The 20,948-nt window shown below is 72.8% G+C and carries 20 protein-coding genes; 11 read left to right on the top strand and 9 right to left on the bottom strand.

The features are described 5' to 3' along the window. Positions 1 to 215: 215 nt before the first annotated feature. From dinB to EDD29_RS33020, 3 genes are all read right to left on the bottom strand, one after another. The gene (gene dinB, locus EDD29_RS33030) at positions 216 to 1,418 is read right to left on the bottom strand and encodes a DNA polymerase IV (RefSeq protein ID WP_123668186.1); all 1,203 of its coding nucleotides are present in this window, start codon (positions 1,416 to 1,418) and stop codon (positions 216 to 218) included. 221 nt (positions 1,419 to 1,639) lie between these two features. Continuing rightward, positions 1,640 to 5,131: an AAA family ATPase gene (locus EDD29_RS33025; RefSeq protein ID WP_123668185.1), complete on the bottom strand. Its 3,492-nt coding sequence runs from the start codon at positions 5,129 to 5,131 to the stop codon at positions 1,640 to 1,642. A gap of 35 nt (positions 5,132 to 5,166) precedes the next feature. Continuing rightward, positions 5,167 to 7,116, bottom strand: coding sequence for an ABC transporter ATP-binding protein (locus EDD29_RS33020; RefSeq protein ID WP_123668184.1), 1,950 nt, complete (start codon positions 7,114 to 7,116; stop codon positions 5,167 to 5,169). Between the two features lie 169 nt (positions 7,117 to 7,285). Here EDD29_RS33020 and EDD29_RS33015 point away from each other — a divergent pair, with 169 nt between their 5' ends. The 6 genes from EDD29_RS33015 to ddaH all read left to right on the top strand — a co-directional run bounded on the left by EDD29_RS33015 (position 7,286) and on the right by ddaH (position 11,304). Then, a complete protein-coding gene (locus EDD29_RS33015) occupies positions 7,286 to 8,278 on the top strand; it encodes an LCP family protein (RefSeq protein WP_246053127.1) in 993 nt (330 codons plus the stop codon). Positions 8,279 to 8,362: 84 nt separating this feature from the next. After that, on the top strand, positions 8,363 to 8,521 hold the full coding sequence (locus tag EDD29_RS45890; RefSeq protein WP_170201682.1) for a hypothetical protein: 159 nt from the start codon (positions 8,363 to 8,365) through the stop codon (positions 8,519 to 8,521). A 185-nt stretch (positions 8,522 to 8,706) separates the two neighbouring features. Continuing rightward, positions 8,707 to 8,868 carry a hypothetical protein gene (locus EDD29_RS45885; protein ID WP_170201681.1) on the top strand — a complete coding sequence of 54 codons (162 nt, stop codon included), beginning with the start codon at positions 8,707 to 8,709 and terminating at the stop codon, positions 8,866 to 8,868. A 52-nt stretch (positions 8,869 to 8,920) separates the two neighbouring features. Further along, positions 8,921 to 9,406 (top strand): glutathione peroxidase, encoded by a 486-nt coding sequence (locus EDD29_RS33010; protein WP_123668182.1) that lies wholly within the window; start codon positions 8,921 to 8,923, stop codon positions 9,404 to 9,406. A gap of 111 nt (positions 9,407 to 9,517) precedes the next feature. After that, positions 9,518 to 10,414 carry an oxidoreductase gene (locus tag EDD29_RS33005; protein WP_123668181.1) on the top strand — a complete coding sequence of 299 codons (897 nt, stop codon included), beginning with the start codon at positions 9,518 to 9,520 and terminating at the stop codon, positions 10,412 to 10,414. Between the two features lie 98 nt (positions 10,415 to 10,512). After that, complete coding sequence (ddaH, locus tag EDD29_RS33000; protein WP_246053126.1) at positions 10,513 to 11,304, top strand: dimethylargininase; 792 nt, start codon at positions 10,513 to 10,515, stop codon at positions 11,302 to 11,304. 4 nt (positions 11,305 to 11,308) lie between these two features. On the opposite strand, the gene EDD29_RS32995 is transcribed toward ddaH, so the two are convergent. The 4 genes from EDD29_RS32995 to EDD29_RS32980 all read right to left on the bottom strand — a co-directional run bounded on the left by EDD29_RS32995 (position 11,309) and on the right by EDD29_RS32980 (position 15,250). Beyond that, positions 11,309 to 11,893: a TetR/AcrR family transcriptional regulator gene (locus EDD29_RS32995; RefSeq protein ID WP_123668180.1), complete on the bottom strand. Its 585-nt coding sequence runs from the start codon at positions 11,891 to 11,893 to the stop codon at positions 11,309 to 11,311. Between the two features lie 9 nt (positions 11,894 to 11,902). Then, positions 11,903 to 12,598: an ABC transporter ATP-binding protein gene (locus EDD29_RS32990; protein WP_123668179.1), complete on the bottom strand. Its 696-nt coding sequence runs from the start codon at positions 12,596 to 12,598 to the stop codon at positions 11,903 to 11,905. Then, positions 12,595 to 13,716, bottom strand: a complete 1,122-nt coding sequence (locus EDD29_RS32985; protein ID WP_123668178.1) for an FtsX-like permease family protein — start codon at positions 13,714 to 13,716, stop codon at positions 12,595 to 12,597. The genes EDD29_RS32990 and EDD29_RS32985 overlap by 4 nt, the downstream gene beginning before the upstream one ends. A 145-nt stretch (positions 13,717 to 13,861) precedes the next feature. Further along, positions 13,862 to 15,250, bottom strand: coding sequence for an MFS transporter (locus tag EDD29_RS32980; RefSeq protein WP_123668177.1), 1,389 nt, complete (start codon positions 15,248 to 15,250; stop codon positions 13,862 to 13,864). 262 nt (positions 15,251 to 15,512) lie between these two features. Between EDD29_RS32980 and EDD29_RS32975 the strand changes: the two genes are divergently transcribed. The 5 genes from EDD29_RS32975 to EDD29_RS32955 are packed head-to-tail and all read left to right on the top strand — an operon-like array spanning position 15,513 to position 19,118. Beyond that, on the top strand, positions 15,513 to 16,586 hold the full coding sequence (locus EDD29_RS32975) for a glycosyltransferase family 4 protein (RefSeq protein WP_246053125.1): 1,074 nt from the start codon (positions 15,513 to 15,515) through the stop codon (positions 16,584 to 16,586). Next, positions 16,573 to 17,307, top strand: a complete 735-nt coding sequence (locus EDD29_RS32970) for a DUF2334 domain-containing protein (RefSeq protein WP_123668176.1) — start codon at positions 16,573 to 16,575, stop codon at positions 17,305 to 17,307. The genes EDD29_RS32975 and EDD29_RS32970 overlap by 14 nt, the downstream gene beginning before the upstream one ends. Continuing rightward, complete coding sequence (locus EDD29_RS32965; RefSeq protein WP_123668175.1) at positions 17,304 to 18,389, top strand: glycosyltransferase; 1,086 nt, start codon at positions 17,304 to 17,306, stop codon at positions 18,387 to 18,389. Before EDD29_RS32970 ends, EDD29_RS32965 begins: the two co-directional genes overlap by 4 nt. Before the next feature lie 30 nt (positions 18,390 to 18,419). Further along, a complete protein-coding gene (locus tag EDD29_RS32960; protein ID WP_123668174.1) occupies positions 18,420 to 18,782 on the top strand; it encodes a hypothetical protein in 363 nt (120 codons plus the stop codon). A gap of 12 nt (positions 18,783 to 18,794) precedes the next feature. Beyond that, positions 18,795 to 19,118: a DUF3817 domain-containing protein gene (locus EDD29_RS32955; RefSeq protein ID WP_123668173.1), complete on the top strand. Its 324-nt coding sequence runs from the start codon at positions 18,795 to 18,797 to the stop codon at positions 19,116 to 19,118. Between the two features lie 102 nt (positions 19,119 to 19,220). Here the strand turns inward: EDD29_RS32955 and EDD29_RS32950 are convergent, their stop codons facing one another. Beyond that, a complete protein-coding gene (locus EDD29_RS32950) occupies positions 19,221 to 20,102 on the bottom strand; it encodes an LLM class flavin-dependent oxidoreductase (RefSeq protein ID WP_123668172.1) in 882 nt (293 codons plus the stop codon). Next, positions 20,099 to 20,947 carry a sulfurtransferase gene (locus EDD29_RS32945; protein ID WP_246053124.1) on the bottom strand — a complete coding sequence of 283 codons (849 nt, stop codon included), beginning with the start codon at positions 20,945 to 20,947 and terminating at the stop codon, positions 20,099 to 20,101. The genes EDD29_RS32950 and EDD29_RS32945 overlap by 4 nt, the downstream gene beginning before the upstream one ends. Between the last annotated feature and the right edge of the window lies 1 nt (position 20,948).

The raw sequence follows: 20,948 nt of genomic DNA, 5'->3' as shown, positions 1-20,948 counted from the left end.
AGGGGAGTGGCGGGGAGATCCGGTAATGGCGTTCTGCGATGGGAAAGTCCTGGACGGCGCGGCAAAAACCGTACGCAAGGGACGCTAAGTGGTTCACCGAAGGCTGTCAAGCATTCAAATCATGATATGCCGTACAGGTAGTACATTCACGGCCGACGTCCATTAGTGCTTCGTGCTATTTCTTTGAGGGGAATGGTATTTGCGGCATTTGTTCCCTACGGCTCGTCGAGGAGGGGTGTCTCCTGGGCGTCGGCTTGGCCGAGGAGGACCGCGCGGGACAGGGCGGACCGGCCGAACCTGGCGTGCACCGCGTCCAGGGCCGGGTCCAGGGCGCCGTGCGGGACCTCGCCTTCGAGGGGCAGTGCGAGCTGTACCGCCGCGTCGTCGTGCAGACCGCCGAGCGCCACGCCGAGCAGGGTGATGCCGCGTGCGCCGATCAGCGGCAGCGCGTCGCCGAGCAGCCGACGCACGGCCCGCAGGATCGCGTCGGTCTCCGCGGTCGCCTGCGGGAGGGAACGGCTGCGGGTGGCGCGTGTGTAGTCGGCGAAGCGCAGCCGCAAGGTGACGGTCCGGGAGACCCGGCGGGCCTTGCGCAGCCGGCCGGTGAGCCGGTCGACCAGGCCGAGCGCGATCACGTCGAGCTCCTCGGGGGTGCGCGGACGCCGACCCAGCGCGCGCTGGGCGCCCATCGAGCGGCGCCGCACCCCGGGCGTCACCGCGCGTGGGTCGCGGCCCAGGGCGAGGGCGTGCAGATGCCTCCCGGAGGAACGGCCGAGCACCGAGACCAGGACCGGCTCCGGCAGCGCGGCCACGTCGCCGACCGTTCGCACGCCCAGCCCGCCGAGCCGGGCCGCGGTGATCGGCCCGACGCCCCACAGTCGGCCGACCGGCAGGGGGTGCAGGAACTCGAGCTCCCGGTCGGGCCGCACCACGAGCAGGCCGTCGGGCTTGCCGACACCGCTCGCGACCTTCGCCAGGAACTTCGTGCGGGCCACCCCCACGGTGATCGGCAGCCCGGCCTCCTCCCGGACGCGCCGGCGCAGCCGCACCGCGATCTCCTCGGGCGTCCCGGCGATCTCGCGCAGGCCCCCGACGTCGAGGAACGCCTCGTCGATCGACAGGCCCTCCACCAGCGGCGTGGTGTCCCGGAAGAGCGCGAAGACGGCACGGCTGGCCTCGGTGTAGGCGGCCATCCGGGGCGGCACGACCACGGCCTGCGGGCACAGCCGCCGCGCCTGACCGCCGCCCATCGCGGTGCGCACGCCGAACGCGCGCGCCTCGTAGCTGGCGGCGAGCACCACCCCGCCGCCGACGATCACCGGCAACCCGCGCAGCCGCGGGTCGTCGCGCTGCTCGACCGACGCGTAGAACGCGTCGAGGTCGGCGTGCAGGATCGTCGCGCGCGCGGATTCGAACATACCATCGGACACGAACACATGTTCGCAGAAGATCGTCCGTACCGACGGGCAGGGTACAGCCCGGAGACGGGCTCCCCGGCGAAGCCGGGTTCTCCATGAGCCCGTTTCCGGGCTCATGGGTACAGCCCGGAGACGGGCTCCCCGGCGAAGCCGGGTTCTCCAAGCGCCTGTCTCCGGGCTCATGGGTGCAGCACAGCCCTGCGCCGCCGCGTCGGCGCAGGTCAGAGGTATTGGCCCATGGGGATGTCCGCGGGCTTCGCCGGGTTGTCCGGGAGGTCTTCCAGGAGGAGCCGCCGGACGTCCGCGAGCGGCTCTCCGGTGGTGATGCGGCGCGCCTGGAGTGAGCGGGCCCGGTCCAGGAGGTTGCGCATCAGGCGGGCGTTGCCGAACGAGGACCCGCGCGGGGTGAGCCGCAGGATCTCCGCGAGCCGGGCCGGGATCGCCTCGTCCAGGGTGAGCCCGGACTGCTCGGCCATGAACGTGAAGATCGCGACGAGGTCGTCGTCCGAGTAGTCGGGGAAGGCCAGGACGGTCGGGAAACGCGAGGCGAGGCCCGGGTTGAAGTCCAGGAACCGCAGCATCTCGCCCTCGTATCCGGCGACGATCACCACGAGGTCCGACCTGTGCTCCTCCATCAGCTTGAGCAGCTCGGCGACCGCCTCGTGCCCGTAGTCCTGGTAGGAGTCGGCGGGCGTCAGCGAGTAGGCCTCGTCGATGAACAGGACTCCGCCGAGCGCCCGCTCGACGGCGGCGCGCACCCGCGGCGCGGTCTGCCCGATGTACTCGCCGACGAGGTCGGCCCGGGACACCTCGACGAGGTGGCCCGACGACAGCAGCCCGAGCTTGGCGTAGACGGCCGCGATGAGCCGGGCGATGGTCGTCTTGGCGGTGCCGGGATTGCCGGTGAAGACCATGTGCCGGGTCGGTGAGGTGATCGGGATGCCCGCCTCGCGGCGCAGTTTCTCGGCCTTCGCCTCGGCGACGAGCAGGTGCACCTCCTGCTTGACGGCGTCCAGGCCGATGAGCCCGTCGATGTCGGCGAGGGGGTCGCCGGGCAGTTCGATCCGGCCCGTGGAGGCCAGCGTGTTCGGCAGGTCGTCCGGCAGGATCTCGTCCAGCGACTCGGTGTCGTCGACGACCCCGTCCTCCAGCACGCGCCGCGACTGGAGCGCGATGGCCCGGTCGAGCAGGCTCGTCATCAGGCGCGCGTTGGTGCCGCGCGGACCCGCCTTGACCAGCGCCCGGACCTGGTCCAGGACGCCGTCGGCGAGGGCGAACCCGCTCTCGGCGGCCTTGACCCGGAAGACCTCGACGAGTTCCTCCGGGGTGAGGTCGGGGAAGCGGACGATCTTGGTGAAGGAGCGGGAGAGGTCGGCGTCGCCCTTGAGCAGGCCGTTGATCGCCGCGTCCGGGCCGGACAGCACGACCACGAGCTCATCGGTGTGCGCCTGGATCGAGGTGAGCAGGACGTCGAGGGCCTCCCGGTCGCGCGGGGACTCCGAGGAGCCCAGGGTGTGCGCGTCGGCCACCAGCAGCACGCCGCCGAGCGCCCGCTCGATCGCGCGCCGGACCTTCGGCCCGCTCTCGCTGGTGTACTCGCCCACGAGGTCGGCCCGGTCGACCTCGACCAGATGGCCGGTCGACAGGACGCCCAGCTCGGCGTAGATCCGGCCGAGGATGCGGGCGACGCGGCTCTTGCCCGTCCCGTGGTTGCCGGTGAAGACCAGGTGCCTGGGCCGCGCGGGCACGGCCATCCCGGCCTCGCGGCGCATCTTGGCGGCCTTGGCCTCGGCGACCAGCGCGGCGATCTCCCGCTTGACCGGCTCGATGCCCACGCAGGCGGCGAGTTCGGCGAGCGGGTCGACGGCCGAGGCGTCGCCGGGCACGAGGCGCTGCGGCAGGTCCTTGGCGGTGACCCGGCCCGCGCGGCGCGCCGCGGCGGCGGCCACCGCCTGGTCGGCGAGGAAGTCCACCAGGCGGGCGTTGCGGAGGTTCAGCATCGGCGGGGTGCGCGACAGCAGCACGCCCGCGGTGGCCGCGACGGTCCGCGCCACGTTCATCTCGCGGGCGCGGACCGCCCGGACGAACAGCTCGGTGTACTCGGGCTCGCCGAAGTCGCGGGTGTGCGCGATCCGCAGCGCCCGGACGAGGCCGGGGTTCGCGGCGAACAGCCGCTCGTCGCCGCCCGGCCGGGCGAACGCCAGCACGTGCAGGTTCTTGTTGCGGGCCATGAGCCGGCGCAGCTCCTCCAGCACGGAGGGGCCGGACCGCTCGTAGGACAGCAGCTTGTCCAGGTTCTCGATCACGAGGAGCTGACGGCCGTCCAGGCACTCCTTCACGCGCGCCTGGAGCCACAGGACGCCGTCGGAGAGGGTCAGGGAGGGGAAGACCTGGTCCGACACCCACAGGGCCTCACGGATGCGCCCGGACTCGATGAGGGCCTTCTCCAGCACCTCGGCGCCGGTGCCCTTGCCGGTGGCCTCGGGCCCGGCGACGAGCATCCGGACCGGGCCGTCGCCGTCCAGGGCCGCGCCGATCGCCTTGACCAGCTCGGGCTGGCCGACGAGGGCCTTGCCCGGGACGTCATAGGGCTCGGGGAGGTCGTCCTCGGCGCCGGTGATGACCGGGACGTCCCGGCGGAGCTTCTCGGTGAGCGCGTTCGGCACGACGGTCCGGCGGCCGAACAGGCGCCGGAGGTCGGCCTGGAACCAGCGGACGGGCGTGTGCATCGCGGGGTGTGCGGCGGCCTCGGGCAGGCCCTGCACGCAGCCGGTGACCCGGACCGCCATGTCCAGCCAGGCCCGGCAGGCGTCGGCCTCTCCGGCGACGAGCAGCCGCGACAGCCAGGACCGCAGCCCCTGCTGCCAGGGTTCCAGCGCCCATTCGGGCTGGAGCGCGGCCATCCGTTCCACGACGTTCTCGTACCGGGCGGTGCCGAGCGCGATCGCGAGGTCGGCGGGCGGGGCGGTCTGCCCGGCCTGGAGCAGCAGCCTGGCGAGCGCGGTCTCGACGGGGTCGGTGGCGAGGGTCCCGCTCAGCCGCTCGTGCGCGGCGATGAACCCCTCGGCCGACCACTGGAGGTAGCCGACGGTCCCGGCCAGCTCCGGCACCAGCGCCAGCTCCTCGGGGGTGGCCCGCGCGGCCCAGATCCCCGTCAGCTCCCCGACGGGCACCGCGGCGTCCTGCGCGGTCTGCTCGGCGTCGCGGCGGTCGTGCAGGGCCATGAGGGCGCGGCGGCGGGCGTCCAGCGGCTCGAGCCCCTCGAAGACGTCGAGGGCCTCGCGGGCCAGGGTGAACATCAGCTCGCGCTTGGCGGGGTCGTGCGCGGCGGGGTCGGCCAGCCAGAGGGTCGGGGGCCGCCACCGGCCGGACTGGCTGAACCAGGCGACGGTGTCGCGGACCGCGGGTTCGGGGTTGGCCAGGAACGACAGCAGCAGCTCGTAGTCCATGTCGCCGCGGACGCCGGCGCGCACGGCGGAGGCGCCCATCAGGAAGGTGATCAGCGAGAACAGCTCCGCGCCGAGGACCGAGGTGTCCTCGGCGTAGAAGCTGGTGAGCGACTGGGCGAGTTCCTTGCCCCGATCGTCGGCCGCGAACGCCTTCGCCCGCGCGGTCAGTTCCTCGATGAGCCCGTCCGGCACGCGCCACGGACCGTGCGCGTAGACGTCGAAGACGGGCTCATCGGTGACCAGCAGTTCGAGGTGTTCAGGCAACCGGGGGATTGTCACTTGCTCACCCTACGCCCGGTTCACGGAGGTGTGGACGCGTGATAAGCGCTCGCCTGAAGCGTATAGAGATCGGCGTAAAGTCCGCCATCGGACATAAGGCTGAGATGGTCCCCGTGTTCTACGATTTCTCCTTTTTCTAGGACATAGACGCGGTCGGCCATCCGGACGCTCGCGAGCCGATGCGTGATGAGAAGCACGGTCCTGCCTCGGGCGTGCGAGCGGATCCGTTCGAAGAGCGCGTGCTCGGCCCTCGCGTCCAGCGCCGCCGAAGGCTCGTCGCAGATGAGCAGGGGCTCGTCGCGGTAGAAGCCTCGCGCGGCCGCCAGCCGCTGCCACTGCCCGCCCGACAGTTCCGCGCCTCCGTCGAACCTCCGGTCCAGGAGGGTGTCGTAGCCGTGCGCGAGTTCGGCGATCACCTCGTCCGCGCCGGAGGCCGCCACCGCGGCGTCCACCGCGGCCGCCACGTCCGGCCTGCCCATGATCACGTTCTGCCGCGCGGTCATCGGCCAGTGCGTGTGGTCCTGGGCGACGACCGCGATGCGCTCGCGCAGCTCCTCGGGGTCGACCCTGCCCAGCGGGACCTCGTCCCACAGGACCCGGCCGGACTGCGGGAAGTACAGCCCGGCGAGGATCTTGGCGAGGGTGGTCTTGCCCGAGCCGTTCTCCCCGACCAGGGCGACGATCTCGCCCCGGCGCAGCTCGACCGTCACCCCGCGCAGGGACGGGGCGTCGGCGCCGGGATAGGTGAAGGTCACGTCCTCCGTCCGGATCACCCCGAACCGGGCGGGCGGCGTGAGGGGGGCCTCCTCCAGGACCGGGAGGCGGGTCTCGGCGATGGCGCAGAACCGGAGGTAGTCGGCGAAGTAGAGGCCCTCCTCGTAGCACCGGTTGACGGCGTAGACGAGGTTGGCCAGGGAGGTCCGGCCCGTCCTGATCGCCAGGACGGCGGCTCCGGCGACGGCCAAGGGCACCGCGCCCCGCCATAGGAGAAGGCCGAGCGCCACGTACACCAGGGTCCCTGCGATCCCCTGGAGGGCGTCCCCGAGGACCCTGGTGGCGGCCTGCCTGCGGGTCAGGTCCAGTTCGACGTCGCGCTCGTGCGTGGCGAGGTCGTGGTACTGGCGCAGGAGGAGATCGCGGACGGTGAACGACCGGACCTCGGCGGCCTGGACCCGGTTCGTCATGAGGTCCGACAGGATGCCCCGGCGGCGCCGGCTGGCGACCAGAGTGAGGATGGTGATGTAGCGCATCCGGGCGGTGCGGACCGAGGCCCAGGCCAGCGGCACCGCGGTGAGCAGCAGCAGTGGCAGCAGCACCGGGTGCAGCACGCCGAGGGCGCCCGCCGCCGCGATCACGCCGACGAGCCCGGTGATCAGGTCGATGGTGTGCCGGACCATGGTCGGCGCGGCGAGCATCCCGCGCATCTCGGCCCGCTTCAGGTCGTCGAGGAAGTCCGGGTCGTCCAGCGCGGCGAGGTCGATCCCGGTGCTCAGCCGGTACAGCCGCATCTCCACGATCCGCTCGATCTGCGGCTCCAGCCGGGCCTGCGCCCAGCCCGCGCCCGCCTGGAGCGCCCCCTGGAGGGCGAAGGCCGAGGCCACGAGCACCAGTGAGGGCAGCGCCTCGCGGACCCGGTCGGGGGTCGGCCCCGCGGAGAACAGGGCGGTGAGGACGCCCGTGGTGGCCAGCAGGCCGAAGGCGGTGAACAGCCCCGCCGCGATGTTCAGGCCGACGGCGGCGGCGGTGTCGCGGCGGTTGGCCCGCCAGGCCAGGGACATCGCCTGGCCGATCAGGGCGGGTAGTCTTCGGGCGACCTGGCGCACGCCGGTCTGGGCGAGTTCGGCGGTGTGCGCGGTCCAGCGGTGCTCGGAGAGCTTCGGCTGGTCCGGGGGCTCGGGCCGGTCCGCGGCGGGGGCGGCCTGGGGTTCGGCGGGTTGCTGGGGCTCGGGAGATCGCGGTCGGATCCGCATCGTCCTCCTGACTTCCGGGTTCCGTGGTCCCAGTGTCACCCGCCGGAGTGACGTGGACCGTGTCGCGTCGTACGGAAGAGGGTCATGTAACCGATCCGCCAGGTCGATGCGCGGAGTTCGCCCTCTCTCATACCTTTGGACCAGCACAGACCACCCGAGGAGACCGCAGATGGTGTACGCGCCCCCGTCAACGGCCGAAGAGCCGCAGCCCCCGCGCCGCCGCCGCGGCCGCAAGCGCCGGATCGGCGTGGCCGTCCTGGTCGCGCTCGCGGTGCTGCTGGGCGTCGGCTACGTCTCGTTGGACGGCCGCCTCCAGAAGGAGGACGCCCTGCCGGACTACACGGGCAGGATCGAGGACACCCCCGGGACGAACTGGCTGATCGTCGGCTCCGACAGCCGCGAGGGCCTGACCGCCGAGGACCGCAAGAAGCTCAAGACGGGCAAGGCCGAAGGCAAGCGCACGGACTCGATCATGCTGCTGCACTACGGCGAGGGCGGGACGACCCTGCTGAGCATCCCGCGCGACTCCTACGTGGAGATCCCCGGCAAGGGCATGAACAAGATCAACGCCGCCTACGCGTTCGGCGGGGCCGCGCTCCTGGCCCAGACCGTCGAGAAGGCCACCGGGATCTACATCGACCACTTCGCGGAGATCGGCTTCGGCGGGTTCGTCGGGGTGGTGGACGCGGTCGGCGGCGTCGACATCTGCGTGAAGAAGCGGCTGAAGGACGTCAAGGCGGGCCTGAACCTCAAGAAGGGCTGCCAGACGCTCGACGGCGGCCAGGCCCTCGGCTACGTGCGCACCCGGCAGTACGCCAACGGCGACCTGGAGCGGATCAAGAACCAGCGGGAGTTCTTCTCGGCCCTGATCGAGAAGGCCACCTCGCCCGGCACCCTCCTCAACCCGTTCCGCAGCGTTCCCCTCGCCTGGAACTCCACGGGCAACTTCACCGTGGACGAGGGCTCGTCCCTGTTGAACCTCGGCCGGATGATGTGGGCCATGCGCGGTCTCACCGGCGGTGACGGCCAGACACTCAGTGTGCCGTTCGGCAGGTTCGGATCAGGTGCGGTGGGAAGCTACGTCGTATGGGACGAGGCCAAGTCGGAAGCCCTGTTCGCGGCGCTTCGTAAGGATTCCCCCGTTCCAGACGGCCTCAAGTGATTTTTTAACATTACGGGTGGGGTAACCGGCTACGCACGGGGCATCACTCCGGGTGACCGTGTGTGGACCGAAGGTGTGGTTGTCATGATCAAGAAGTATCTCAAATGGGGAAGTATCGCGTTCCTCGTCTGGTACGTCGTCAATCGACCGGACGGTGCCGCCGGAGTAGTCCAGGGGACGCTCAACGGACTCGGTGGTGCAGCCGACTCGCTCTCGACGTTCATGACGAGTGCGATCCCCTGACACGACATAATCGACGGGGCCCCGGGATCTTCGGATCCCGGGGCCCCCAACTTGCCGTCCACGTCTTACGATGGGCCCGGAAACGGGTGGCGAAGAAGCCACACGAAAGTCTCTTTGCGGACATCCATCGGTGGGCACAACTGAATCGGGTCAGTCGTGTCACAGCGTACTTAGGGACGGCACGCATGTTGAACAATAGGAACGTCCGACTGGTGGCGATCGCCTTCGTGGCGTTCTACTTGCTGAGCCAGCCCGCGGCCGCGGCCGAGGTGGTGAACAACGCGTTCTCGGCGATCGGTGACGCGGGGACACAGCTCGCCACGTTCGTGAACAGGCTGGGCACCTGACACCTCACCCCCGACACCTCGCCATCCGGGTGGAGGTCCGTAAGATCGCCGCATGAGTGCTCTCGATGTGGAGATCGGATCTCTCCAGGGTGGACCGGCCGATCTGGCCCGGTACAAGGGCAAGGCCGTGCTCGTGGTCAACGTCGCCTCCAAGTGCGGTCTCACCCCTCAGTACGCGGGGCTGGAAGAGCTCCAGAAGAAGTACGCCGAGCGCGGTTTCACCGTTCTCGGCGTGCCCTGCAACCAGTTCCTCGGCCAGGAACCGGGCACCGCGGAGGAGATCGCCACGTTCTGCTCGACGACGTACGGCGTCTCCTTCCCGCTCACCGAGAAGGTCGAGGTGAACGGCCCGGACAGGCACCCCCTGTACACCGCCCTCGTGGACGTCCCGGACGCCACCGGCCACACCGGTGACATCCGCTGGAACTTCGAGAAGTTCCTCGTCGCTCCGGACGGCTCCGTCACCCGTTTCTCCCCCCAGACCGAACCGGACGACGACACCCTCGTCGCGGCCGTCGAAGCCGCCCTGACCGCTTGATCCCCGTGCGGGTGTCCGCCGCTCTTGCCCTCCATGGACCGCCGGTCTAAGTTCACGTCCCAGGAACAATCGAGCGCTTGGTCGGTCGAGCGCGCGACTCGGGAGTGTGCGATGGGTTGGACGGCGGCGGACATCCCCGACCTTGCCGGCAGGCGTGTGATCGTCACCGGCGCCAACAGCGGGATCGGGCTCAAGACCGCGCTGGAGCTGGCCCGGCACGGCGCCGACACGGTGCTGGCCTGCCGGAGCGCGGAGCGCGGTGAGGCCGCGCTGGCCGGCATCGCCAAGGCCGTGCCCGGGGCGCGGGTCTCCCTCGGGATCGTCGACCTCGCCGACCTGTCTTCCGTCCGGGCCTTCGCCGACGCGCAGGTGAAGGAACCGCTCGACGTGCTCATCAACAACGGCGGCGTCATGGCGATCCCGCGCGCGGTGACCGCCGACGGGTTCGAGCGGCAGTTCGGCACGAACCACCTCGGCCACTTCGCGCTCACCGGTCTGCTGCTGCCCGCGCTCCTGCGGCGCGAAGGCGGCCGGGTCGTCACGGTGACCAGCCTGATGTCCAACGCGGCCCGCAGCATCGACTTCACCGACCTCCAGGGCGAGCGGAACTACTCCAAGTGGCTCGCCTACGGCCGTGCCAAGCTCGCCAACCTCGTGTTCGCCAAGGAACTCGGCCGGCGGGTCCCCGGCGTCGCGAGCCTCGCCGCGCACCCCGGCTACGCCGACACCGAGCTCACCGCGAGTTCCGCGAAGTCCAGCGGGAGCCGGGCGGAGGCCGTGACCTACACGCTCGGCCGGGTCCTCGCCCAGTCCGGCGCGGCGGGCGCGCTGCCGACGCTGCGCGCGGCGACCGACCCAGCGGCGCGCGGCGGCGAGTGCTACGGCCCCCGGCTGCTCGCGCGCGGCGCGCCCGTCCGGACCGCCCTGCACCCGCGCGGCGACGACCCCGAGCACGGCCGCAGGCTGTGGGAGGCGTCGGAGGAACTGACGGGCGTGCATTACCCCTGAATGATTCGCTGTCCAGCCCATCGATCACGCAATGATTTACGGGTAGAACGCATGATCGACGCATTGGTTCGCGCCTTTCCGCTTTCTACAGTTGCGGCATGGCCCACTACCTCATGTGTCGACCCACCCACTTCGACGTCACTTACACCATCAACCCTTGGATGGATCCCGCGCGCGGCGCCGACCCGGCAAGGGCCGTTAAGCAGTGGGAGGCCCTGCGCGCGGTCCACCTCAGCCTGGGCCACACCGTGGAGCTCATCGAACCGGAGCCCGGACTGCCCGACATGGTGTTCGCCGCCAACGGCGCGACGGTCGTCGACGGCCGCGTTTACGGCGCCCGGTTCGTCCACCCTGAGCGCGCGGCCGAGGGCCCGGCTTACGAGGCGTGGTTCCGCGCCCACGGCTATGCCGAGGTACGCAGCCCCCGCGAGGTGAACGAGGGCGAAGGCGACCTGCTGACCCTGGACGACGTCATCCTCGCCGGTACGGGCTTTCGCACGACCCTCGCCGCCCATCGCGAGGCCGAGGACTTCCTCGGCCGCCCCGTCTTGTCGCTCCGCCTCGTCGACCCGCGCTTCTACCACCTGGACACCGCCCTGTTCACGCTCGGCGGGGACAACATCTGCTACTACCCGGGAGCCTTCGCCACCGAGAGCCTCGCCCTCCTCCGCGAGCGCTTCCCCAAGGCCGTCGAGGCGGCCGAGGCCGACGCCGTCGAGTTCGGCCTCAACGCGGTCTGCGACGGCGAGCACGTCGTCCTCACCGCGGCCGCGACAGATCTCGCCCGCACCCTCGAAGCCGAGGGCTACCAGCCGGTCCCCGTCGACCTCACCGAACTCCACAAGGCCGGCGGCGGCCCCAAGTGCTGCACCCTCGAACTCCGCCCCTGACCTCTCACGGGGTGAGGCGCAGGTACGGGCCGAGGAGTTCGCGGACGAGGCCGGAGGCGGCGCGCTCGTCCAGGCCCTCCTCGATCATCCTGCCCGCGCGCAGCACGATCGAGTGCAGGAGGTCCGCGGTCTCCTCGGGCCGGGCGGCCCCGTGCGCGGCGAGCGCGGCGACCAGCGGCCCGCGCAGTCCCTCGTGCAGCGCCCCGCTGGAGCGCATCACCACCTCGCTGTCGGCGAGGGTGGCCAGCGCCTGGACGATCGCGTGCTCGCCGCTCGCCACGAGGTGGAGGTTGGCCTCCACGTAGGCGAGGATCTTGGCGCCGTCCCCTTCCGCCTCGTCCATCCGGGCGTTCACGAAGGCCGTCCACTGCGGGAACATGTCCTCGATCAGGGCGGCGAGCAGCGCGTCGCGGGACTTGAAGTACTGGTAGACGCTCGGGCGCGCCAGGCCCGCGCGCTCGGCGACCGCCCCGAGACCCGGCGGCTCCTTGCCGCCGGTCTCGGCGAGGATGGCCCGGGCCGCGTCCAGCAGGGCACGGCGCCGAAGGGCGCGGTGCTCGGCGACCGTGGCCGCCTGGATCTTCGGCACGGGCCCCCCTCACTGTGCGCGTGTCAGCCTCCCGTCAATCATCTCGTAGACGGTGTCGCAGTGCGCCAGGACGTCCAGGTCGTGCGTCACCATGACCGCGGCGACGTTCCTGGCCCGAGCCTCGCGGGCCAGCAGCGCCACCACCTCGTGGCTGCGGGCCCGGTCGAGCGAGGCCGTCGGCTCGTCGGCCAGGACGAGGCTGGGCGCGGTCACGAGCGCGCGGGCGATGCCGACGCGCTGGCGCTCCCCGCCGGACAGCCGGTCGGGCCGCCGGTCGGCCTTGTCGGCGAGGCCGAGGTCGGCGAGCAGCGTCCGTGCCCCGGGTCCCCGGCGCCCGCCGCGGCCCGCCCAGCGGGTGGGCAGGACGAGCTGCTCGGCGGCGGTGAGCGCGGGGATGAGGTTGCCGGACTGGAACACGAACCCGATCTCCTCGCGGCGCAGCCGCGCCCGGTCCCGCCGGGAACCGGCGAGCAGGTCGCGCCCCGCGACCGTCACCGTGCCCGAGGTCGGCCGGGTGAGCCCGCCCGCGACCGCGAGGAGGCTCGACTTGCCCGCGCCCGACGGGCCGACGACGGCGGCGAACTCGCCGCGGGCGACGGTCAGGTCGACCCCGTCGAGGGCCTGGACGTACTCCTCGCCGTCGCCGAGCCGCAGGGACACACCCCGCAGGGCGAGGCCGTCCGGGGTGGTCGAGGTGGCGCTCATCGGGCTCCTCCCAGCGCGGTCAGCGGATCGACGGAGGCGATGCGCAGCACGGCGAGGAGGGCGCCCGCCGTGCCGAGCGCGACGAGCAGGGCCGCCGCGCCCGCGACGGATCCGGCGGCCAGCCGGAACGGCACGCCGCCGCCGTCCATGAACGCGCCGAGCCCGACGCCGACCGCGACGCCCAGGGCGACGAAGGCCAGCAGCAGGATCAGGGCCTGGGCCAGGGCGTCCCGCAGGAGGTGGCCGGTCGGGGCGCCCATCGCGCGCATCACGGCTATCTCGGGCTTGCGCTGGATCGTCAGGACGGTGAAGAACGCCCCGACGACGAGTGCGGAGATGGCGTACAGGAACACCTCGATGAGCAGCAGCGTCGAGGTCTCGGCGCGGTATCCGGGGGAGGCGTCGAAGGACTCCTTGAGGGTGAGGCTCTCGGTGCCCGCGGCCTGGTCGGCGGCGGCGAGGTCCGCTCCCTCGCCGCGGACCGCGATGGCGGTGGCCTGCTCGTAGACGCGCGGGGAGGCGTTCTCGCCGGGGCGCAGCCCCGCGTGGACCTCCTGCCAGACGCGCAGTGGGAGGTAGGCGACGTCCACGTGGCCGAAGGTGTGCTGGGCGTCGAGCACCCCGACCACCTTCAGGCGGGTGCCTATCCGATCGACGGTGACGGTGTCGCCGAGAGCCAGTCCGTCGGCGAGCGCGGTGGGGCTGACGACGATGCCGTCGGGGGAGCCGAGGCCGGTGCCGCGGGCGGCGGCCGGGGCGAGGAACGACCCGGCCTCCACGCCGAACAGCGCCAGGTCGAGTTCGACGCCGCGGTCGCTCTCGGTGTTGGCGAGGGACAGGCCGAACGGGGCGGCGGCGGTGACGCCCGTCCGTCCGGTCCAGGTCGCCGCGTCGGCGGTGTCGACGACGCTGCGGGTGAACGCGGCGTCGTGCTGGACGCCGCTCTCGAAGGCGAAGGAGGTGACCGGCAGGCGCTTCAGGCCGGAGACGCCGTCGTCCACGAGGCCGTCGGCGAGCCCGGACAGCAGCACCATCAGTGCGGCGATGAGCGCGACGACGGCGCCCATGAGACCGAAGCGGGCACGGGCGAAGCGCAGTTCGCGCAGGGCTAGGAACATCGGCCGACCTCCGTGCGGAGGGGTTTTATCGACAACATGTCGGCATGATATCGACGCATTGTCGGGATCTTTCCCGGGGTCCGGGAACGGCGAAGCGGCCCCGTCCCGAGGGGGAGGGGGCCGCTTGGCGGGCGGTGCCGTGAGATCAGGTGAGCAGATGGCCTGAGGAGCCGCTGGGAGGGGGCCAGGCGGGCGGCAGCGTACCGGTGGGGGGCGCGGGGGCCGGCGGGGCCGGTGCGGGCGGCATGGATCGCATGGATCGCATGGATTGCGTGGACTGCGCGGCCGGGGCGATGCGGCGGGCCAGGAGGAGGGCGGTGGCCATGGGGAGGGCGAGGACGAGGAGGGTGCCGGGCAGGACCGTGTAGGCGTCGGCGGTGACCAGGAGGCCGGCCACCAGGACGCCGACGGCGGCCCCGGCGTTCATGAGGAGGTCCGACAGGCCCTGGACCGAGGGGCGCAGGTCGACCGGCACGGACTCGGTGAGCAGGGCGGACCCGGCGACGAGACCGCAGGACCAGCCGACGCCGAGGAGCACCAGCGCCGCCCCGGACTGCGCGACCGCGCCGGGCGCGGCGAGCCCCGCGGTGAGCGCGGCGAGCACGAGCAGCACCTGGCCGCCCAGCAGCACGGGCACATGGCCGAGCTGGTCGGCGCACCACCCGATCAGCGGCGACAGCACGTACATGCCCGCGACGTGCAGGCTGAGGACGATCCCGAGGTCCGCCGCGTCGGCGCCGCCCCGGTCGAGTTGCAGGGAGGTCGCCGCGAGCAGCGCGAGGGACGCGGTGTGGCTCACCGCGATGGCCATGACGGACACCCGCGCGCTAGGGGAGCGGCCGAGGACGCCCAGGGCCGAGCGCAGTGACCGCTCGGGGGCGATCGCGCCGCGCGCGCTGCCCTCATGGGCGACCTGGAGCGGGTCGGGGCGCAGTCCGGCGACGATCCCGACGGCGGCCATCGCGAAGACGACGGCGGTGAGCGCGTAGACACCGAGGTGGCTTCCGGTGTCGTCCACCTGCCCGGCTATGAGCGGCCCGGCGACGGACCCTCCGGTGGCCGCCCAGACGACGATGCTGAGGTCGCGGGCGGGGTGCCCGGGCCGGGACAGGTCGGTCGCGGCGAACCGCGCGGCGAGGCCCGCCGCGGTCGCGCCGCCGAGCAGCACGAGCCCGGCGAGCAGGAGCCGCCACGACCCGGCGGCGACGGCGCCCGCCGCGACCAGCGCGCCGAGCAGGCCGCAGCCGTATCCGAAGGCCAGGGCGGGGCGGCGGCCCCGGCTCGCGGCGAGCCGGGCGACGGGCACCGCCGCGAGCGCTGCGCCCAGGAGCACCCCGACCTGCGCGAATCCGGCCACGGTGTCGCTGCCGGACAGGTGCCGGACGGCGAGCGTTCCGGCGGCGGCCCCGGCCGCGGCGCCGATTCCCGCGACGACCTGGACCGCGGTGAGCACGAGGAGGACCCGGCGCTGGACCGCGGCGCGATAGGCGGAGAGCTGGGATGTCCAGGCCCGCCCGGAACGAGTGGTGGTCATCGGCGCACCCCTTGGGGGTCGGGGAGGTGGTCGGGGAGGTGGTCGGGATGCAGTGACCAGGACCGCGGACCACCCGGAATGGGGTGATCTGCCTGGTCGAGTGCGCGTCAGCATAGTGACGAAGGGTCACGGTGCGCGAGTGTTCGTCTGCTGTTTTCTCTTCCGGTTCCCGCCTGCGGTCCATCGGTCGTCCCGGTTCGTCACCCTCACACCCGTGAAGGTGGCAATCGTGGCGGAATCATTCCTGCCGAGGGTGAACGGTGTGACCAATTCGGTCTGCCGGGTCCTCGAACACCTGGACGCGCGCGGGCACGAGGCACTCCTCGTCGCCCCGGCACCCGGCCCGGACAGCTACGCCGGAACCCCCGTCGAACTGGTGCCCGGGCTCTCCCTCCCCGTCTACAAGTCGTTCGTCGTCGGCATCCCCGGCCGTCGCGTCGAGCACGCCCTGCGCGCGTTCCAGCCGGACGTCGTGCACCTCGCCTCCCCGGTCGTCCTCGGCGCGGCGGGGGCGACCGCCGCGAAGCGGCTCGGCATCCCGTCGGTCGCGGTGTTCCAGACCGACATCGCCGGGTTCTTCCGCGGTTACGGCTTCCGCGGCACCGACGCGGTGCTGTGGTCGTGGCTCCGCCACGTCCACGCGAAGGCGGACCGGACCCTTGCGCCCTCCCGGCCGACCCTCCAGGAGCTGGAAGAACGCGACTTCCCCCGGCTCGCGCTCTGGGGCAGGGGAGTGGACCAGGACGGCTTCCACCCCGACCACCGCTGCGCGGACACCCGCGCGGCCCTCGCCCCGAACGGCGAGATCCTCGTCGGCTACATGGGCCGCCTCGCGCCGGAGAAGCAGGTGGAACTCCTCTCCGCGCTGGACGGACTGCCCGGCGTGCGCGTCGTCGTCATCGGGGACGGCCCCGCGGAGGAGAGCCTGCGGAAGCTGCTGCCGGAGGCGGTCTTCACAGGGTTCCAGAGCGGCCCCGACCTCGCCCGGCTGCTGGCCTGCCTGGACATCTTCGTGCACACCGGGGCGAACGAGACCTTCTGTCAGGCGCTCCAGGAAGCCCTGGCGTCCGGGCTCCCCGCCGTCGCACCGGCCGCGGGCGGACCGCTCGACCTGGTCCGCCCCGGCGTCAACGGGCTGCTGTTCAAGCCGTCCGACGGGATGGCCCTGCGCGCGGCGGTCGCCTCCCTCGCCGCAGACGCCCCCACCCGGGAGCGGATGGGCCGCGCGGCCCGCAACTCGGTCCGCGCCAACACCTGGGAGGCCGTCTGCGACAGGCTCCTCGGTCACTACAGCGAGGTCATCTACGGGACGGGGGCCGACCGTGCCGTCGCGTGAGGCGCGGCTGGTCGTCTCCGTCCACGACGTGGCGCCCGCGACCGCGGCCGCCACCGAGACCTGGCTCACCGACCTCGAAGCGCGCGGTGTCCCGGCGAGCCTGCTCGTCATCCCCGGACCGTTCGCGGGAGGACGCGGCCTGGCTACCGACCCGGAATTCGCCGGCCGCCTGCGCGCGCTGGACGGGAGGCACGAGATCTCCCTGCACGGCCTCACCCACACCCGGGTACCAGGCGGCGCCCCTTTGCGTCAGTGGGCCAACACCGTGCTGGCGCGCGGTGCGGGCGAGTTCTGCGCGCTCGACGCCGGGGAGGCGCGCCGCCGCCTCACCGCGGGGCTGGCGATCATGGAGACGGCGGGCCTGCGCGTCGACGGGTTCACCCCGCCCGGCTGGCTCGCCTCGCCCGGCACCCGCGACGCCCTCGCCCGGCTCGGATTCGGCTACTGGACCAGCCAGACCGGGGTGCACGACCTGCACCGCCGCCGCGTCCTGCGCGTCCCCGCGCTGTCCCACCGCCCCGGCGGCACGGGGGAACGGGCGGGCGCGGCGCTCATGGTCCGCGCGGCCCGCGCCCTCGCGTCCTCCGGCAGGTCGCTGCGGATCGCCCTGCACCCCGCCGACCTCGACCGCCCCGGCCTGCGCGAGGCGGCCCTGACGGCGATAGACACCGCCCTGAGGGCCGGAGCGCGGCCCGTCACCTACCGCGCGCTCATCGCATGAGGATCGTCCAGCTCGCCAACCTCTACAGTCCCGTCTCCGGAGGGCTGCGCACCGCCGTGGACGAACTCGGCAGGGGATACGCCAAGGCGGGGCACGAAAGGTTCCTCGTGCTGCCGGGGCCCGGGAGGAGCCGCCGGGAGACCGAGTCCGGCACCGTGATCACCGTGCCCGGGCCGTCCGTGGCGCCCGGCTACCGGCTCGTCCTGGACCCGCGCCCCGTCCTGCGCGCCCTCGCGGAGATCGGGCCCGATTCCGTGGAGGTCTCCGACAAGGCGACCCTCACCGTCGCGGGCCGGTGGGCGCGTCGGAGGGGGATCCGCTCCGTGCTGTTCTCGCACGAGAGGCTCGACGCGATCCTCGCCCCCCGCGTCCCGTCCTGGGTGGCCCTCGACAAGGGGGCCGACCTCTGGAACAGAAGGCTCGCCGGAGCCTTCGACACCGTCGTGGCCACCTCGGAGTTCTCCGCCGCCGAGTTCCGCAGGATCGGCGCCCCGTCCGTCGCGCTGGTCCCGCTCGGCGTCGACCTGGACACCTTCCGGCCCCGGCCCACACCCCCGCATGAAGGGGTCCGCCTCGTGCTCCTCGGGCGGCTGTCCAAGGAGAAGCACCCGGGGCTGGCGCTGGCGGCCCTGCGGGAACTGCTCGCCCAGGGCCATGACGCGCGGCTCGACGTGATCGGCGACGGCGCCCTCGGCCCGGCGATGCGCCGCGCGTCGAAGGGGCTGCCCGTGGAGTTCCACGGGCACCTCGGCGTGCGCGCGGAGGTGGCACGGCTCCTGGCGACCGCCGATGTGGCGCTCGCCACCTGCCCGGTGGAGTCCTTCGGCCTCGCCGTGCTGGAGGCCCTCGCCTGCGGCACCCCCGTGGTGTGCGCAGACTCCGGCGCGACCCCGGAGCTGATGGCCCCCGGCGCGGGGGAGGCGGTGCCCGCCCACGGCGCGGCCTTCGCCGCCGCGGTCGCCCGGCTGCTCGCCGTCCCCGCAGCCCAAAGGCGGGCCGCCGCCCGCGCGCAAGCCGAGCGTTACCCCTGGAAGACGGCGGTGCGCGGCCTCCTGGACGTCCACGGCGGGGGCGGGGACTGATCGCGCCGGAGCGGCGGTAGTGTCAGGGACGTGAAACGGTTCTTCACACCCGGCTGGCTGGGCATCCACCTCATCGCGATCGTGCTGTTCTTCGCGTTCCTGGCGTTCGGTTGGTGGCAGTTCGAGCGGGCGCAGGCGGGCAACGCGCGAAGCTGGGGCTACACCTTCGAGTGGCCCGTGTTCGCGGGATTCGTCATCGTCATGTGGATCAAGATGATCCGCGACGAGCTCAAGGCGGCCAAGGCCCCCCCGGTGGACCCCAATGCAGCCCCCGCCGTCCCCGTCCGTGTCCTCACCGAAGCTCAACTGATCAAGGAAGCCGAAGCGGAGAACCCCGAGCTGGCGGCCTACAACCGTCGCCTCGCCCGGCTCGCCGCGCAGAACCGGCGCTAGAAGGGAAACCCTGTGGAAGCGGCCATCACCCGGTATCGCGTGCTCGCGACCCTCGTCGGCATCATGCTGCTCCTGCTGTGCTTCGTGGCCGTGCCGCTGCGCTACATCTGGGACAACCCAGGCCCGTCCGGGATCATCTCCCCGATCCACGGCTTCCTGTACATGGTCTACCTGGCCATCTCGTTCGACCTCTACAGCAAGGCCGGGTGGCCCCTCAAGAAGATGGCCGTCATGGTCTCCGCCGGCCTCATCCCCTTCCTCGCCTTCTTCATCGAGCGCAAGATCGTCGCCGAAGCCCGCGAGACCCTCGCCACCCAGGGCGTCGCCAAGGCCTGACGCCTCCGCTCCTCCCGCAGCCCTTCTCCTCGCGCCCCTCGTCGAGGAGAAGGGCTGCGTGCTTTCCCCGCCCTCCGCCGCCGGGCGGAGGGCGGGGACGGCTCAGGCCAGATGATCGCGGACGCGGGGCAGGACCTCCTTGGCGACGAGTTCCTGGTCGGCGACCGTGGGGAGGCTGAGGAGCTGGGCGGTGAAGCCCGCCCTGGCGATCTCGATCAGCTGGCCGGCGACGGCGCGGGGCGTCCCCGCGACGAGTTCCGGGGTGGGGGTGCGGGACGGGTCGACGCGGACCAGGAGATTGGTCGCGCAGGTGAGGGCGGAGGGGTCGCGGCCCGCCTTCTCGGCGGCGGCGTGGACGCGGGCACGGCGGGCCACGGCTTCGGTGAGGCCGATCCGGCCCATCGAGGGCAGCCAGCCGTCGGCGAGTTCGCCGGTGAGGGCCAAGGCGCGGGGGCCGTACGAGCCCAGCCAGATCGGGATCGGGTGGGCGGGCAGCGGGTCGATGCGGGCGCCGCGCACGGTGAAGTGGGCGCCGTCCAGGTCGCCGGGGCCGCCCGCCCACAGGTCGCGCATGATCCCGACGGCCTCGCGCTGGGCGTCGATCTTGCCGCCGGGGGTGCGCTCGGTGAGGCCGAAGGCGGTGAACTCCTCGTCGAAACCGCCGCCGCCGAGGCCGAGGACGAAGCGTCCCCCGGAGATCGCGTCGAGGGTCTCGGCGGTCTTGGCGAGCACGGCGGGGTTCCGGTAGGGCAGGCCGAGGACGTTCGTGCCGATCTCGATCCGCTCGGTGCGCGCCGCGATGGCGGCGAGCGCGGTCAGCGGCTCGACCGTGGGCCTGGTGCTGTGCAGGTGGTCGCTCAGCGTGAACAGGTCGAAGCCGAGTTCGTCGGCGCTGCGGGCGAGGTCGAGGGTCGCGGCGGCGGTCAGGCCGGCGACGGCGCCGCCCGCGCCGAAGACGAGCCGCTGCCCGAGGATGGAGCTCATGGTTCCCCCTGCGTGGAATCGGTGGACGTGGTGACGGCACGGCTCAGGTCGGCCGACCAGGCCGACCACGAACCGGGGTAGAGCGCGGTGGAGGTGAGGCCGGCGCGTTCCAGCGCCAGCAGGTCGTGGCAGGCGGTGACGCCGCTGCCGCAGTAGACGATGACGTCGGTGTCCGCCGCGATCCCGGCCGCGTCGAAGCGGGACCGCAGGACGTCCGGGGCGTGGAAGCGCCCGTCCTCGTCGAGGTTGGCGGCCCACGGCGCGTTCCGCGCGCCCGGGATGTGCCCGGACCGCGCGTCCGAGGGCAGGACCGCCGCGCCCGAGTAGCGGTCGGCGGCGCGCGCGTCCAGGACGACGGCGCTCCCGGTCCGGACGGCCTCGGCCACCTCGTCGGCGTCGCGCAGCGCCGACCGGGGCCAGGGCACGGCGGTCCGGACGGCGGGCGCGAGGGTCTCCTCGCCGGTGGCGAGGGCGCCCGGCCAAGCGGCGAGGCCGCCGTCGAGGAGCGCGGCGGGCGCCCCGATGCGCCGCAGCAGCCAGACGAGACGGGCCGCGTAGCCGCCGCCCGCGTCGTCGTAGGCGATGACGGGCGTCCGGTCGTCGAACCCGAGCGCGCCGAGGGACTCGGCGAACGCCTCGGGGGAGGGCAGCGGGTGCCTGCCGCCCGCCTCGGTGGGCGGGCCTGCGAGGACGGTGTCGAGGTCGACCCAGACCGCGCCGGGGATGTGCCCGGCGAGGTAGGCGGCATGGCCGTCGCTCCCGTCCAGGTACCAGCGCACGTCGGCGAGGCGTCCGGCGGAGACGATCGGGTCGTCGGCCGCGACGACAGGGGGCAGCTCGGGCAAG

The sequence above is a fragment of the Actinocorallia herbida genome, from assembly GCF_003751225.1.
Classification (GTDB): Bacteria; Actinomycetota; Actinomycetes; order Streptosporangiales; family Streptosporangiaceae; genus Actinocorallia; species Actinocorallia herbida.
This window is presented reverse-complemented; position numbering and strand designations above follow the sequence as displayed.